We start from the raw sequence: 16370 nt of genomic DNA on the forward strand, positions 1-16370 counted from the left end.
CCTCATGACATTTCTCGGCATTGATATCGGCACGTCCGGCGTCAAGGCGCTGCTGATCGACGAAGCCGGCAAGGCTCTGGGCGAGGCCTCCGCGCCCGCCGTGGAGCCAGTGCGTCCGCATCCCGGCTGGTCCGAGCAGAACCCCACCGATTGGTGGACGGCAACGCTCGGTGCCATCGACAAGCTCAAGCAGAGCCATCCGGCTGAACTGGCTGCCGTCAAGGGCATCGGCCTCTCGGGCCACATGCATGGGGCAACGCTTCTGGGCGAGAATGACGCGGTGCTCCGCCCCTGCATTCTCTGGAACGATGGCCGCTCGGCCGCTGAATGCGGCGAGATGGAAGCCGCCCTGCCCGCTTTGCGCGAACTGGCCGGCAATATCGCCATGCCTGGCTTCACTTCACCGAAAATTGCCTGGGTCAGGAAACACGAACCGGACATCTACCGCCAGATACGAAAGGTGCTGCTGCCCAAGGCCTATGTGCGGCTTTTGCTGACCGGCGAGCACGTCGAGGACATGTCCGACGCCGCCGGGACGCTCTGGCTCGATGTCAAGAAGCGCGACTGGTCGGACGAATTGCTCGGCGTGACCGGCCTCAGCCGCGAGCACATGCCGTCTCTGGTCGAAGGGTCTGCCGTTTCGGCACAGCTCAAGGATGAATACGTATCCCGCTGGGGCATGAGCGGCCCGGTCGTGGTCGCTGGGGGTGCTGGCGACAATGCTGCCGCCGCTTGCGGCATCGGTGCGATCCGGCCCGGCGAGGGTTTCGTGTCGCTCGGCACGTCGGGCGTGCTCTTCGTTTCCAACGAAAAGTTCAGCCCCAATACCGAGGGCGCGGTCCACGCCTTCTGCCACGCCATTCCCGATACTTGGCACCAGATGGGCGTCATCCTCTCGGCCACCGACAGCCTCAACTGGCTGAGCCGCATCACCGGCAAGAAGCAGGCCGAACTGGCCGGCGAAGCCGAGGCGCAATTCAAGGGGCCGGGCGAGGCGATCTTCCTGCCCTATCTTTCGGGCGAGCGCACGCCGCACAACAATGCCGGTGCCCGGGGCTCGTTTACCGGCCTTTCCCAATCCACCGATGCGGCGCAGATGGCGCAGGCCGTCATGGAAGGCGTGACCTTTGCCATGCGCGATTGCCAGCGGGTGCTGGCCGATGCCGGCACCTCGATCAATCGCCTGCTGGCGGTGGGTGGCGGCAGCAAGTCCTCACTCTGGCTCAAGATGCTGGCCACCAATCTCGACATGGAAATCGCCCTTCCCGAGGACGGCGATTTCGGCGGCGCACTGGGCGCGGCCCGGCTCGGCCTCTGTGCCGCCACCGGCGCCAAGCCGGCCGATGTCATGTCCATGCCGCCGATCAAGACCACAATCGCGCCCGACACGTCGCTGTCGGCCGCCTATTCCGATCACTATGCGCGCTATCGCGCACTCTACCCTGCCATCGAGGAGGCACGTTCGTGACCGATTTTTTCAAGGGCCTTTCCCAGGTCAAGTTTGAGGGCCCGCAAAGCCGCAGCCCGCTTGCCTATCGTCATTACAACAAGGACGAAATGATTGCCGGCAAGCGGATGGAAGACCATATCCGTCCGGCCATCGCCTATTGGCACACCTTTGCCCAGGAAGGCGGCGACCCGTTCGGCGGCCGCACCTTCGATCGACCCTGGTTCGACAAGGGCCTCGAGGGCGCCAAGCTCAAGGCCGAAGTGGCCTTCGAATTCTTCGACCTGATCGACGTCCCCTTCTTCGCCTTCCATGACGTGGACGTGGCCCCCGAAGGCGCAACGCTGGACGAGAGCAACAAGAACCTGCGCGTCATCGGCGACATCATTGGCCAGAAGATGCAGCAAAGCGGCAAGAAGCTGCTCTGGGGCACGGCCAACCTCTTCTCCAACCGCCGCTACATGGCCGGCGCCGCCACCAATCCCGATCCGGAAGTGTTCGCCTATGCCGCCGGCCAGGTGAAGGCCGTGCTGGAGCTGACCCACGAGCTGGGCGGCGAGAACTACGTGCTCTGGGGCGGTCGCGAGGGCTATGAAACCCTTCTCAATACCAAGATCGGCCAGGAACAGGACCAGATGGCCCGTTTCCTAACGCTGGTGATCGAGCATGCCGAAAAGATCGGCTTTACCGGCCAGATCCTGATCGAGCCCAAGCCGCAGGAGCCGTCCAAGCATCAGTACGACTATGACGTCGCCACCGTTTACGGGTTCTTGCAGAAATACGGCCTCGAAAAGAAGGTGAAGTGCAATATCGAGGTGGGCCACGCCTTCCTCGCCGGGCATTCCTTCGAGCATGAGCTGGCCGTTGCGTCCTCGCTGGGCATGCTCGGCTCGGTCGACGCCAACCGCAACGATCTGCAGTCCGGCTGGGATACCGACCACTTCCCCAACAATGCCGGCGAGATGGCGCTGGCCTTCTACTACATCCTCAAGCAGGGTGGCCTGGGCAAGGGCGGCTTCAATTTCGACGCCAAGGTGCGCCGCCAGTCGCTCGACGCAGCTGACCTGCTGCACGGCCATGTTCTGGGTCTCGACACCCTGGCCCGCGGGCTCAAGGGCGCCGTGGCGCTGATCGAGGATGGCGAATTCGACAAGCTGCTCGATGACCGCTATGCCGGCTGGGACAATGGCCTTGGGCAGGACATCCTGGGCGGCAAGCTCAGCCTGGCCGATATCGCGGCCAAGGTTCAGGCCGACGGCATCAACCCGCAGCCGCGCTCGGGCCGCCAGGAATATCTCGAAAACCTGGTCAACCGCTTCGTCTGACTGTGAGCCGTCCCGATAGGGCAAATCGCGCCAGTGGCGCGATTTGAGGCGAGAAGGCCATGAGAGCTATGCTCGATTGGCGAGGCCGATCGCCATCCTCTCCCCTCCGGGAGAGGATGGATCGGGCGCAGCCCGAGGCGGGTGAAGGGGTGTTCACCGCGCTCTCTTCGCTCGCAGAACCTTCCCCTCATCCGGCGCTGCGCGCCACCTTCCCTCATGGGGAGAAGAACAGGAAACACCATGCCGCAAATCACCAATCCCATCCTGCCCGGCTTCAACCCGGACCCGTCCATCCTCCGGGTAGGGGACGATTACTATATCGCCACCTCCACCTTCGAATGGTTTCCCGGCGTGCAGATCCATCATTCCAGGGACCTGGCGAACTGGGAGCTGGTGTCGCGGCCGCTGACGCGCAAGGCCCAGCTCGACATGCGCGGCGATCCGGACAGCTGCGGCGTCTGGGCCCCCTGCCTCACCCATGACGGGGAAAAGTTCTGGCTGGTCTATACCGACGTCAAGCGCAAGGACGGCTCATTCAAGGACGCGCATAACTATATCGTCTGGGCCGACAAGATCGAGGGGCCCTGGAGCGATCCGGTCTATACCAATTCCTCGGGTTTCGATCCCAGCCTCTTCCACGACGATGACGGCAGGAAGTGGTTCGTCAACATGGCCTGGGACCATCGCGTCCGGCCGCTGCTCTTTGCCGGCATCATGCTGCAGGAATTCGATCCAGCGCAGGGCAAGCTCGTCGGCCCGATCAAGAACATCTATCAGGGCACCGATCTCAAGCTCGTCGAGGGGCCGCATCTCTATAAGCGCAATGGCTGGTATTACCTGCTGACGGCCGAGGGCGGCACGGCCTATGACCATGCCTGCACCTTTGCCCGCTCGCGCAATATCGACGGGCCCTACGAGACCCATCCCGACCAGCATATCCTGACATCCAAGGACGCCCCGCTGGCCGCCATCCAGCGCGCCGGCCATGGCGATATCGTCGAGACGCCCGAGGGCAAGACCTATCTCGTCCATCTCGGCGGCCGCCCGACGACCCAGGAGCGCCGCTGCGTGCTGGGCCGGGAAACCTCGATCCAGGAAGCCTATTGGGGCGAGGACGACTGGCTTTATGTCAAGAACGGCCCGGTGCCGAGCCTGCATGTCGAGGTGCCCGGCACCCGCGACGAGGCCGCCTATTGGGAAGAGCAGCGTTATACGTTCGAAAACGGGCTGCACAAGGACTTCCAGTGGCTGCGCACGCCCGAGACCGAGCGCATCTTCAACACCGATAACGGCAAGCTGACGCTGATCGGCCGCGAAGCCCCCGGCTCCTGGTTCGAACAGGCGCTGGTCGCCCGCCGCCAGACGCATTTTTCCTATGATGCGGAAACGGTGATCGATTTCGCCCCCACCGACGAACGCACCTTTGCCGGGCTCACCGCCTATTACAGCCGCTATAATTTCTTCTACCTGACCGTGGGCGCCCATTCCGACGGGCAGCGGGAACTCTTGATCATGGCCTCGGAAATGAGCTGGCCCGACGGCAAGCTGCGCTTTCCGGCCGAGCCGGTGCGGATCCCTAATGCGGGCAAGATCAAGCTCAAGCTGACCATTCGCGGCCGCAAGCTGCAATTCTTCTACGCAATGGACGGCGAGGAGCTAAAGCCCATCGGCCCGGTGCTCGACGCAAGCCTGCTCTCGGACGAATGCGGCGGCCACCAGGCCCATGGCAGCTTTACCGGCGCCTTTGTCGGCGTTGCCGCAAGTGACCTGAACGGCACGGCGAGCCAGGCCCATTTCGACTATTTCACCTATACCCCCCAGCACGATCCGAGCGATCGCTACGAGGTTTAGGGCGGCAAAAGCCGGAACAACCTTTTTAAAACCAGGGCGCGGGAGAGGACGGCTTGCCTCTTCCGCGCCTTGTCATTTCTGCGCGCCCGGCCGAGGCTGACCCCTGCGAGTACCAAAGGGAGCGTCTCATGAAACTTGAATCCATAGCCCTGCACCACGGCTACCAGTCTGAAGCCACGACCAAGGCCGCGGCGGTGCCGATCTACCAGACCACGTCCTATACGTTCGACGACACCCAGCATGGCGCGGACCTGTTTGACCTGAAAGTCGCGGGCAATATCTATACCCGCATCATGAACCCGACCACGGCGGTGCTCGAAGCGCGCCTCGCCGAAATGGAAGGCGGCATTGCCGGGCTCGCTCTGGCCTCGGGCATGGCGGCGATCACCTATGCCATCCAGACCATTGCCGGGGTGGGCGACAATATCGTCTCCGTCTCCCAGCTCTATGGCGGCACCTATAATCTCTTCGTCCATACTTTTCCGCGCCAGGGCATCGAGACGCGGCTGGTGAGCCACGACGATTACGAGGGCTTTGAAAAGGCCATCGACGAGAACACCAAGGCCATTTTCCTTGAATCCATCGGCAATCCGGCGGGCAATGTCGTGGATATTGAGCGCATTGCCGAGATCGCCCATCGCCATGGCGTGCCGGTCATCGTCGACAATACGGTGGCGACGCCCTATCTCACCCGCCCAATGGACTTCGGCGCCGATATCGTAGTCCATTCGCTGACCAAATATATCGGCGGCCACGGCACCTCCATCGGCGGCATTATCGTCGATAGCGGTAAATTCGACTGGAAGGCCAATGCCAAGCGCTTCCCGGTGCTGAACGAGCCCGATCCGTCCTATCACGGCGTCGTCTATACCGAGGCTCTGGGCCCTGCGGCCTATATCGGGCGCGCCCGCGTCGTGCCTTTGCGCAATACCGGCGCGGCCATTTCCCCCTTCAATGCCTTCCAGATTTTGCAGGGTCTCGAAACGCTGGGCCTCCGCATCGAGCGGCATGCCGAAAACGCGCTCAAAATCGCCAGACACCTCAAGAGCCATCCCAAGGTGAAATGGGTGAATTACGCCGGGCTCGAAGACAGCCCCTATCACGCCGTGGCGCAGAAGATTTCCAAGGGCTCAGGCTCGGGCATTTTGTCCTTCGGCATCGAAGGCGGCAAGGACGCCGGCGGCCGTTTCATCGACGCGCTGCAACTGATCCTGCGGCTGGTCAATATCGGGGACGCCAAATCGCTGGCCTGCCACCCCGCCTCGACCACCCACCGCCAGCTTTCGCCCGAAGAACTGAAAAAAGCGGGCGTCAGCGAAGACCTCGTGCGCATCTCGGCCGGCATCGAGCATGTCGATGATATTCTCGCGGATATCGATCAGGCGCTGGCCAAGGCTTGAGGGTGGGCGGCATTAGGCGCTGAGTACCACAGTCACCCTCGGGCCTTGTCCGGGGGTGATGTGTTTTTGCATCCCATAACCTCCGCTTCCGGGCACCGTTCCCGACATTCGCAATTAGCTCTTACATTCTCGAAAGGTGCCACTAGTCGTATAAGGCTGGCAGAGACACCATTTTTTGGGTGCCCTTATTTCATAACAGGGTTTGTAGTCGTGACAGCTAAAGGCGCGTCACGATTGTTCCTCGACGGAAATGATGTCAGCGTCCGTCAGAGTCCGGATATTGGCGTCGTAGCCCGCCGCTCCGGCCGCGGCGAAGAACAACTCGGTGGTATTGGCATAGTGTTCGAGGATCGCATCGAACACGTCGTCGGCAGGATAAGAGCCGCCTAATGGCCGCACATATCGGAAAAGGCCGTCATCTGCATCAAGAGCAATAAGGTGGCCCATGCTTTCAATGAAGAGGTCGCCGTAGGTTCGCCTGTGGGTCAGCTCGTTGCGCTGGTCTGTCGCCTGCCAGAGCCATCCATTCTGTTGGAGCTTTAAAGGATTGTTTGGGCGTTGCGCGATGTAGCCCCTTGATGAGAGAAGCGCCAGCAAGGGCTCTCCCGACACATCGGCCGGGCTGGTGACTTTGAGCAGGTTTGTCAGTGAATCCACTACGTTTGGGTTGTGCCCAAGGCGACATGCTATCAGCGCCGCTAGATAGTCGCGCGCTGACCCAAGATGCAGAAAGAAGGCATGAACATGAGCGAACAATATCTGGTCGCGCATACTTGCCGACCTCTTGCCATCTATCTGTCCGTGTGCCAGCAGGTTGGTGAGTTCTTCATGGTAAAATTCGAATATCCCCCGGACACTGGTATCCATGTTATGGAGGCTGAGGCTGATCGACTGCGCAAGCCGCTCAGGCTCTGTGCGAGCGTCAAGGATTGCGGCCAGCTCTTCCCGAGTAGGGTTGGTTAGCGCGGCTAGTTGAGGTTGGCCGCGTACTCGGCCAATATTCGACGATATGCTTTGCCAGAGGTCTGCTGGTCCACGGAAGAAGTTGGTTTGTCCGGGGATTTGGGGTGACCAGTACGACGTGTATGCGCCGTTGGTCCAATTGATGCTTTCAAAGGCTACAAACTGAAGTCCTCGCTGAAGGAGGAATTGCCGCATAGCGGCTTTGGAATAGAATCCATTTACACAGGGACGCCCACCGGTCAGTACTGGCAGGATTCTCCACCGGTGCTCATCGGCCTGGATCGCCTGGATGCCACCAGACCAGTTGGCAAAAAATCCTGAAGCATTCCCAACTCGTTGTACAGGCTGCATTTCATCGAGCCGCAGCGATACTCTCTCCGTCATTACAGCCCCACGAAATGCAACTAGCAGTCAGCAATGTACCCACTTTCGCCCAAAGCTGACAGTCCCCACCCCATTCTCCCCCTCCCACAACTCCGTGCAAACCCCTGCCCCGCCGGTTGGCATTCCTGCCCTTATTCCCTAAGGTCGGCGCTTCAGTTTGAAAGCCCCTGACCGACCTGCCCATGGACCAGACTCCCTTTGCGGCCGATCCCGGCCCTGCGCCCGCGGCTTTGACGCCGATGATGGCGCAATTCTTCGAGATCAAGGCGGTCAATCCGGGCTATCTCCTGTTCTACCGGATGGGCGATTTCTACGAGCTGTTCTTCGAGGATGCCGAGATCGCCAGTGCCGCCCTGGGCATCGTGCTGACCAAGCGCGGCAAGCATTTGGGCGAAGACATTTCCATGTGCGGCGTGCCCATCCACGCCGCCAATGATTATCTCAACAAGCTGATCAAGCTGGGCCATCGCGTCGCCATCTGCGAGCAGATGGAAGACCCCGCCGAAGCCAAGAAGCGCGGCAGCAAATCGGTGGTGCGGCGCGATGTCGTGCGGCTCGTGACGCCTGGCACGCTGACCGAGGACGATCACCTCGATGCGCGCAGTTCCAATTATCTCGCCGCGCTCGCCATGGTGCGGCACGGGGAAACCGATTTCGCGCTGGCCTGGGCCGATATTTCCACCGGCGAGAGCTTCGTCGCCGATCTTTCGGCCGAGCAGCTGGCCGATGAAATGGCGCGCATCGCCCCGGCCGAGCTGATCCTGGCCGATGCCACGCGGGCCGTGCTGGCCGAGCGCCATCTCTTTGCCCCCGCCTGGGCCGCCATTGCCGCGAGCATTCCCCCGCAAAGCGCCGACAGCGAGGCAGTGCTGCCGCTGCTGCGTGCGGCGTTTCCGGCCGAGCGCTTCGACCCCACGGCCCTCTCCCGCGCCGGCCGCGCTGCACTCGGCGCGCTCGTGGGCTATGTGGGGGAAAGCCAGAAGGGGCGGCAGGCCGCGCTTCGCCCGCCCGTGCTCGACGCCGCCGCCCAGGCCATGACCATCGATGCGGCGACCCGCTCCAGCCTTGAAATTCTGCTCACCCAGCGCGGGCAGGCCAAGGGCTCGCTGCGCGCCGCCATCGACATGAGCGTGACCGCGCCCGGCGCGCGGCTGCTGGCGGCCCGGCTGGCGGCGCCGCTGCGCCAGTCCCGGCCGATCAACGAGCGGCTCGACGCCGTGGGGCGGCTGGTGGACGATGGGCTGCTGCGGGCGCGCCTGCGACAGGATCTGAAGGCGGCGCCGGACCTGGCGCGGGCGCTGTCGCGCCTTTCGCTCGAGCGCGGCGGGCCGCGTGACCTCGCCGCCATCGGCAAGGCCATCAAGGCCGCCCTGGCGCTGTCGCGCCATCTCGCGAGCCAGCCCGAGCCGGGCCTCGTGCTCGAGGGGCTGACCGCGCGGCTGGGCGCGGCGCCGCAGGCGCTGGCCTCGGAACTGGGCCTGGCGCTCGACGAGGAGCTGCCGCTGTTGAGCCGCGATGGCGGCTTCGTGCGGCCCGGCTATGACGGCACGCTCGACGAGGAGCGGGCCCTGGGCCGGGAAACGCGCGCCGTGGTGGCGGCGCTCCAGGCGCGGCTCATGGACGAGACCGATGTGCGGTCACTAAAGATCAAGCACAATGGCGTGCTCGGCTTTTTCGTCGAAGTGCCGGCCGCCCATGGCCAGAAGCTGCTCGAGGAGCCGCATCGGCAAAGCTTCATCCACCGCCAGACGCTGGCCAATGCCATGCGGTTCACGACGACCGAACTGGCCGAGCTCGAGGGCCGCATCGCCAAGGCGCAGGGCGCCGCGCTCGAGATCGAGCTGGCCATCTTCGCGCGGCTGCGCGCGGCGGCACTGGCCGAGACGCAGGCCCTCCAGGGCCTTGCCGACGCGCTGGCGGAACTGGACGTGACCGCCGCTCTCGCGGAAGTGTCCGCCTTGCGCGGCTATTGCCGGCCAAGGGTCGACGACAGCCTTGCTTTCGCCATCCTTGGCGGGCGCCATCCGGTGGTGGAACTGATGGTAAAGGCCGAAGGGCAGAGTTTTGTGGCCAATGATGCCGACCTCTCCGGCAATGAGGAGAGCGGCGGGGGCGCCCTGTGGCTGGTGACCGGCCCCAATATGGGCGGTAAATCGACGTTCCTGCGCCAGAACGCGCTCATCGCCATCCTCGCGCAGATGGGCTGCTACGTGCCCGCTGACTCGGCCCATATCGGGGTGGTGGATCGCCTGTTCTCCCGCGTCGGGGCCAGCGACGACATCGCCCATGGCCGCTCGACCTTCATGGTGGAAATGGTGGAAACCGCCGCCATTCTCAATCGCGCCACGCGGCGATCGCTCGTCGTGCTCGACGAGATCGGGCGCGGCACCGCGACCTTTGACGGGCTCTCCATAGCCTGGGCCTCGGTCGAGGCCCTGCACGAGACCACCGGCTGCCGGGCCCTGTTCGCCACCCATTTCCATGAATTGACCAGCCTCGCCAAGACGCTGGCCCGCGTCTCCAATGTCACCATGAAGGTGCGCGAATGGGAGGGCGAGGTAGTGTTCCTGCACGAAGTGGGGCCGGGGGCGGCGGACCGCTCCTATGGCATCCAGGTGGCGCGGCTCGCCGGGCTTCCCGATCCGGTCATCGCCCGGGCCAGGCAGGTGCTCGATGTGCTCGAGCAGCGCTCGGCGGGCACGGCATCTTCCCGCCAGAAGGCCAGCGTGCTAGACGATCTGCCGCTCTTTGCGCATCAATCGCCCCCCGCGCCCAAGGGTAAGGACCCCGTTTACGAAGCACTCGATACACTGCGCCCCGATGAGATGACGCCCCGACAGGCGATCGAGACCTTGTACCAGCTGAAGAAAATTCGTGATGACGCTCGCCGAAGCTGAGCCGCGGCCCAAGAAATCCCTGTTCGTGCTCAAGACCGCCGAGGCGATCCTGGCCGATCTCGATGCCCTTGTGGGCGCCGAACCGGCCAAGTCGACCCAGGCGCGCATGGCCGTGCTCGCCCATATGCGCCAGGTTCTGGCCGAGGCCCGGGCCGGCGCGGAAGCCGAATTGCTGGCCAATAATCGCGGCACGCGCTGCGCGCAGAACCTCTGCGCCGCCCAGGACGAGATCATCCGCGCCATCCACCGCTTCGCCACCACCCGCGTCTATCCGGTGGACAATCCCTCGGGCGCCGAGGCCATCGCGCTCTCGGCCGTGGGCGGCTATGGCCGTGGCACGCTGGCGCCGGGAAGCGACATCGACCTGCTGTTCATCCTGCCCTACAAGCAGACCCCCTGGGGCGAGCAGGTCACCGAATATGTGCTCTACATGCTCTGGGACCTGGGCCAGAAAGTGGGCCACGCCGTCCGCTCGGTGGATGAATGCATCCGCATGGCGCGGGCGGACATGACGGTGCGCACGGCCACGCTCGAGGCGCGGTTCCTCACCGGCGACGAGGCGCTCTACGGCAATCTCGTGCATCGCTTCGAGACCGAGATCATGCCCCGGACCGGCCCCGAATTCATCGCCGCCAAGATGGCCGAGCGCGACGAGCGCCACAAGCAGATGGGCAATACCCGCTACGTGGTCGAGCCCAATATCAAGGACGGCAAGGGAGGCCTTCGCGACCTCAATACCCTGTTCTGGATCGGGAAATATTTCTACCAGGTCAAAACCAGCCAGGAACTGGTGGGCAAGGGCGTGCTCAGCGCCGCCGAAAATCGCCTGTTCAGCCGCGCCGAGGATTTCCTCTGGACCGTGCGCTGCCACCTCCATTTCGTCACCGGCCGCGCCGAGGAAAAGCTGACCTTCGACGTCCAGCCCGATCTTGCCCGGCGCATGGGCTATGAAAAGCGCCTGGGCCTGTTGGGCGTCGAGCGCTTCATGAAGCGCTATTTCCTGGTCGCCAAGGATGTGGGCGACCTTACCCGCATCATCTGCGCGAGCCTCGAATTCCACCACGCCAAGGACATGGATATCGTCGGGCGGGTGCTGGCCCCGTTCCGCTCGGGCAAGACCCGGATCAAGGGCGAGACCGCCTTTATCATCGACAATGGCCGGCTCAATATCGCCGCTCCCGACGTGTTCGAGAAGGACCCGGTCAACCTCATCCGCATGTTCATGGTGGCCGGGCGCGAGGAATTGCTGTTCCACCCCGATGCCATCAAGACCATCCGCGACAGCCTGCGCCTCATCGATGCCAGGCTGCGCACCGATCCGCGTGCCAATGGCCATTTCCTGACCGTCCTGACGAGCCCGCTCTATGTCGAGCGCATCCTCAGGCAGATGAACGAGAGCGGCGTCCTGGGCAAGTTCGTGCCCGATTTCGGCAAGATCGTCGCGCTGATGCAGTTCAACATGTACCACCATTATACGGTGGACGAGCATCTGATCCGCGCGGTCGGGGTCATGGCCGAGATCGCCAATGGCGGGTTGCGCAAGGAATTGCCGCTGACCCACGAGCTTTTGCCCCAGCTCAACGACACGCGCCTGCTCTATGTGGCGCTGTTTCTCCACGACATCGCCAAGGGGCGGCCCGAGGATCATTCGATTGCCGGCGCCCGCATCGCGCGCAAGCTCTGCCCCCGCTTCGGCCTCAACCCCGCCGAGACCGACACGGTGGCCTGGCTCATCGAATATCACCTGCTCATGAGCGAGATCGCCCAGGCCCGCGACATCCAGGACCCCGAAACCGCCAAGGCCTTTGCCGACGTGGTGCAATCGCCCCAGCGGCTGGCGCTGCTGATGATCCTGACTGCCTGCGATATCCGCGCGGTGGGCCCGGGCACCTGGACCGGCTGGAAAGGCTCGCTGCTGCGGGCGCTCTATTATGCCACCGAGCCGCTGCTTTCGGGCGGGCACAGCCAGGTCAGCCAGTCCGACCGCGTCAACGAGGCCAAGGACGCCCTGGCCAAGGCGCTGGAAGCCTGGCCGGCGGTCGATGTCGAAACCTATATGGCGCGCCATTACGATCATTACTGGCTGCGTGCCGAGCCGGAATTGCAGATCGAGCATGCCCGCATGATCCGGCAGGCCGACCAGTCTGCCCAGCCCTTTGCTGGCTCCATCCGCGTCAAGGCCTTCGAGGGCATCACCGAAGTCAGCTTCTACGTGCCCGACCATCCGCGGCTGCTCTCGCTGATCGCCGGCGCCTGCACCATGCAGGATGCCTCCATCATCGGGGCGCAGATTTTCTCGACCCGCGACGGTCGCGCCATCGACACGTTCCGGCTGCGCCGCTCCTTCACCTCCGACGAGGATGAAAAGGTGCGCGCCACCCGGATCATCGACACGGTCAAGCAATTGCTGCAGGGCAAGCGCACCGTGCTCATCGATCTGGGCAAGGAAAGCCGGCACAACAAGCGCCTCAAGCCCTTTGCCCTGCCGGCGCAGGTTTCGGTCAGCAACGCCATTTCCGAGAAGTTCACCGTCATCGAGGTGGCCGGCCTCGACCGCATCGGCCTGCTCTATGCACTGACCCGGGAAATCTCCGATCTCAGCCTCACCATCGGCTCGGCCCATATCGGCACCTATGGCGAAAAGGCGGTCGACGTCTTTTATGTCACCGATCTCACCGGACAGAAAATTCACGTCAAGGCGCGCCAGAAGAAGATCCATGACGCCCTGATGGGTGTGTTCGAGCGGCCCGAGCAGATGAAGAAGGTGGCCAATGGATAAGGGCTTCACCTTCCCCCCGCGGGGAAAAGCTTAAGTGAGCCTCTTCCGCAATTTTGTCTCGGTCAGCGCGCTGACCCTGGTCTCGCGCCTCGCCGGCTTCGTGCGTGACGCCCTGATGGCGGCCGTGCTGGGCACCGGCCCCGCCGCCGACGCCTTCTTTGCCGCCTTCCGCTTTCCCAACCTCTTCCGCCGGCTGTTTGCCGAAGGCGCCTTCAACACGGCCTTCGTGCCGATGTTTTCCGGGGCGCTGGAGCGCGAGGGCGAAGACGGAGCGCGGCTTCTGGCCGCTCGCATCATGAGCTGGCTGGTCGCCATGCTGATCGTGGTGACGATCCTCGTCGAAATCTTCATGCCGCAGATCATGGTCGCGTTCGTGCCCGGCTTTGTCGAGGACACCGAAAAGTTCGAGCTGACGGTCCTGCTGACGCGGATCATGTTTCCCTACCTCGCCTGCATGTCGCTGATGGCGGCCTATGGGGCGATCCTCAACACGCTGGGCCGTTTCTTTGCCGCCGCCTTCGCGCCGGTCCTGCTCAATCTCGTCAACATCGCCATGCTGGTGCCGCTGGCGACCTTTTTCGTGCAGGACCCGGCCAGTGCAACGATCTGGGTGGCCATCGCCACCATGGGCGGGGGCATTGCCCAATTGGTGCTGGTCTGGGCCGCCATCGAACGAGCCGGTTTCCGCCCCCGGCTCAGCCTGCCCCGGTTCGATCCGGAAGTGCGGCGCTTCTGGGTGCTGGCCATTCCCGCCATCCTGGCCGGCGGCATCACCCAGATCAATATCTTCGTCGGCACCATCATCGCCTCGGGCGCCGACAATGCCATTTCCGTGCTCTCCTATGCCGACCGGCTCTATCAATTGCCGCTGGGCATTATCGGCATCGCCATCGGCACCGTGCTGCTGCCCGAGCTCAGCCGGCATCTCAAGGGCGGCCGCGAGGTCGAGGCCCGGGCCAGCCAGGATCAGGCGCTGTTCGTTTCCATGCTCCTGACCATGCCGGCCGCCTTCGCGCTGATGGCCCTGGCCGAGCCGATCGTGCGGGTGCTGTTCGAGCGGGGCGCCTTCGACGTATTGGCCACGCGCCAGACCGCCGAGGCCCTGGTGGCCTTTTCGGCCGGCCTGCCCGCCTATGTGCTGATCCGCGTGCTGCAACCGGGCTTTTTTGCCCGTGAAGACACGATCACGCCCACACTTTTCGCCGGCGCCAGCGTCGTCGCCAATATTGCCATTTCGCTCTGGCTCTTCCCCAGCCTGCTGCATGTCGGCATCGCCATCGCCACGGCCGCTTCGTCCTGGCTCAATGTCGTGCTGCTGGCCGGCACGCTTGCCCTGCGCGGCCATTTCCGGCTGACCGGCGGCCAGTGGCGGGGGCAATTGGCCATCCTGCTCGTGGCACTGGTGATGGGAGCTGCGCTTTACCTTCTGGCCGATCGCGGCGCAGCGCACCTTGTGCCCGGCGTGCCGCTCTGGCGCCAGGCCGGCGTGCTGGCGGCGCTGATCGCTTTCGGCAGCGCCACCTATTTCACCCTGATCCACGTTTCAGGGACGCAGAACCTGGTGCAATTGCTGCGTCGGCTGCGTCGGCGCGGCTCGGCGCGCACCGATGGCTGAGGCCTGACGCGTCCGGCTGCAAGGCACCAGCAAGCCGGTTTTCAATCCGTCCCGGCCCGTATAGAACGGGGCCTCGAATTTGGTCTTGGCAAGAAGGGCATCATGACGTTCAGCCCCCGCGTTTTTTCTGGCATCCAGCCCTCGGGCGACCTGCATCTGGGCAATTATCTCGGCGCCATCCGACGCTTCGTGCCCCTGCAGGACACGCATGAGACCATCTACTGCGTGGTCGACATGCACGCCATCACCGTCTGGCAGGAGCCCGAGGCGCTGCGCCGCGCCACCCGCGAAGTGGCGGCGGCCTTTATTGCGGCCGGCGTCGACCCCAAGCGCTCCATCGTCTTCAACCAAAGCCAGGTCGTCCAGCACGCCGAACTGGCCTGGGTGTTCAACTGCATCGCGCGCATCGGCTGGATGAACCGCATGACGCAGTTCAAGGACAAGGCCGGCAAGAATTCGGAAAATGTCTCGCTGGGGCTACTGGCCTATCCCTCGCTGATGGCTGCCGATATCCTGCTCTACAAGGCCACGCAGGTGCCGGTGGGCGACGACCAGAAGCAGCATCTGGAACTGACGCGCGACATCGCCGCAAAATTCAACAACGATTATGCCGCAGCGATCGCCGCCCGCGACCTAGGTAATGCGGAAGGCCAGTTCTTCCCCATGACCGACCCGCTGATCGCCGGCCCGGCCACGCGCATCATGAGCCTGCGCGACGGCACCAAGAAGATGAGCAAGTCCGACCCGTCGGATCAGTCGCGCATTTCCCTGCTCGACGATGCCGACGCCATTGCCAAGAAGATCAAGAAAGCCACGACCGACCCGGCCGAATTGCCGGTGGAGCTCGAGGGGCTCAAGGCGCGTCCCGAAGCCGATAATCTCGTCGGTATCTATGCCGCGCTATCGGACAAGACCAAGGCTGAAGTGCTGGCCGAATTCGGCGGGCAGGGCTGGGGCAAGTTCAAGCCGGCCCTGGCCGAGCTGGCCGTTACCGTCCTTGCGCCGATGAGCGGGGGAATGCGCCGGCTGCTGGACGATCCGGAAACGATCGACGCAGTGCTGCGCGAGGGGGCCGGACGCGCCAGCGCCATTGCGGAAAAGACAATGGCCGACGTCCGCGATATTGTCGGTTTCATCCGCTAAGCCCGTCCGGGAGGCTCCATGGTTTCCGAAATCGAATACAAGCGCAAATTCCTGGTGGTGATCGACGAAACCGAGGAATGCGACCGCGCCCTGACCTTCGCCGCCTTCCGCACCAAGCGGACCGGCGGCACGGTGGTGCTGATGAGCGTCGTCGCCCAGCCCGAATTCATCGGCATGGGCGTCGAGGACGTCTTGCGGGCCGAAGCCGTCGAGGAAGCCGAGCGCAATCTGGACATGCGCCTGGCCCGGGTGCGGGAAATCGGCGACGTGCGCGCCGAGTCGGTGATCCGCGAGGGCAATGGCGCCGAGCAGATCGAGGATGTCATCGCCCGCGACAAGGATATCGCCATCCTCGTGCTTGCCGCCTCCAAATCGCCGGAAGGCCCGGGTCCGCTGGTGACCCATTTCGCCGCCCGCGCCAATGTCCTGCCCATTCCGCTGACCATCGTGCCCGGCCGCATGAGCGACGAAGAGATCATCGCGATCTGCTAAAGCGTGCTCCGGTCCTATCGATCACGTGGCGCCGGCCCGGCGAACCAAGCCGGGACCGTTCGCCTCGGGTGACT

General features: G+C 63.8%; 10 protein-coding genes. 9 read left to right on the forward strand and 1 reads right to left on the reverse strand.

Going from position 1 to position 16370, the window contains the following annotated elements:
* Positions 1–4 precede the first annotated feature (4 nt).
* The 4 genes from xylB (at position 5) to VE26_RS14620 (ending at position 6023) form a co-directional block, all read left to right on the forward strand.
* Positions 5–1468, forward strand: a complete 1464-nt coding sequence (xylB, locus tag VE26_RS14605; protein ID WP_046105894.1) for a xylulokinase — start codon at positions 5–7, stop codon at positions 1466–1468.
* Positions 1465–2772 carry a xylose isomerase gene (xylA, locus tag VE26_RS14610; protein WP_046105895.1) on the forward strand — a complete coding sequence of 436 codons (1308 nt, stop codon included), beginning with the start codon at positions 1465–1467 and terminating at the stop codon, positions 2770–2772. Before xylB ends, xylA begins: the two co-directional genes overlap by 4 nt.
* 240 nt (positions 2773–3012) lie before the next feature.
* On the forward strand, positions 3013–4623 hold the full coding sequence (locus VE26_RS14615) for a glycoside hydrolase family 43 protein (RefSeq protein ID WP_046105896.1): 1611 nt from the start codon (positions 3013–3015) through the stop codon (positions 4621–4623).
* 128 nt (positions 4624–4751) lie between these two features.
* Positions 4752–6023 carry an O-acetylhomoserine aminocarboxypropyltransferase/cysteine synthase family protein gene (locus VE26_RS14620; RefSeq protein ID WP_046105897.1) on the forward strand — a complete coding sequence of 424 codons (1272 nt, stop codon included), beginning with the start codon at positions 4752–4754 and terminating at the stop codon, positions 6021–6023.
* A 228-nt stretch (positions 6024–6251) separates the two neighbouring features.
* Here the strand turns inward: VE26_RS14620 and VE26_RS14625 are convergent, their stop codons facing one another.
* Positions 6252–7370 (reverse strand): hypothetical protein, encoded by a 1119-nt coding sequence (locus VE26_RS14625; RefSeq protein WP_046105898.1) that lies wholly within the window; start codon positions 7368–7370, stop codon positions 6252–6254.
* A gap of 182 nt (positions 7371–7552) precedes the next feature.
* On the opposite strand from VE26_RS14625, the gene mutS reads away from it, so the two are divergent.
* The 5 genes from mutS to VE26_RS14650 all read left to right on the forward strand — a co-directional run bounded on the left by mutS (position 7553) and on the right by VE26_RS14650 (position 16296).
* Positions 7553–10267, forward strand: coding sequence for a DNA mismatch repair protein MutS (gene mutS / locus VE26_RS14630; protein ID WP_046105899.1), 2715 nt, complete (start codon positions 7553–7555; stop codon positions 10265–10267).
* Positions 10248–13046, forward strand: coding sequence for a [protein-PII] uridylyltransferase (locus tag VE26_RS14635; protein WP_046105900.1), 2799 nt, complete (start codon positions 10248–10250; stop codon positions 13044–13046). Before mutS ends, VE26_RS14635 begins: the two co-directional genes overlap by 20 nt.
* A 34-nt stretch (positions 13047–13080) precedes the next feature.
* Positions 13081–14661 carry a murein biosynthesis integral membrane protein MurJ gene (gene murJ, locus VE26_RS14640; RefSeq protein WP_046105901.1) on the forward strand — a complete coding sequence of 527 codons (1581 nt, stop codon included), beginning with the start codon at positions 13081–13083 and terminating at the stop codon, positions 14659–14661.
* Positions 14662–14763: 102 nt separating this feature from the next.
* Positions 14764–15804: a tryptophan--tRNA ligase gene (gene trpS / locus VE26_RS14645; protein WP_046105902.1), complete on the forward strand. Its 1041-nt coding sequence runs from the start codon at positions 14764–14766 to the stop codon at positions 15802–15804.
* An 18-nt stretch (positions 15805–15822) separates the two neighbouring features.
* On the forward strand, positions 15823–16296 hold the full coding sequence (locus VE26_RS14650; protein ID WP_046105903.1) for a universal stress protein: 474 nt from the start codon (positions 15823–15825) through the stop codon (positions 16294–16296).
* Positions 16297–16370: the final 74 nt, after the last annotated feature.

It is taken from the genome of Devosia chinhatensis (assembly GCF_000969445.1).
In the GTDB taxonomy this organism is placed as follows: domain Bacteria; phylum Pseudomonadota; class Alphaproteobacteria; order Rhizobiales; family Devosiaceae; genus Devosia; species Devosia chinhatensis.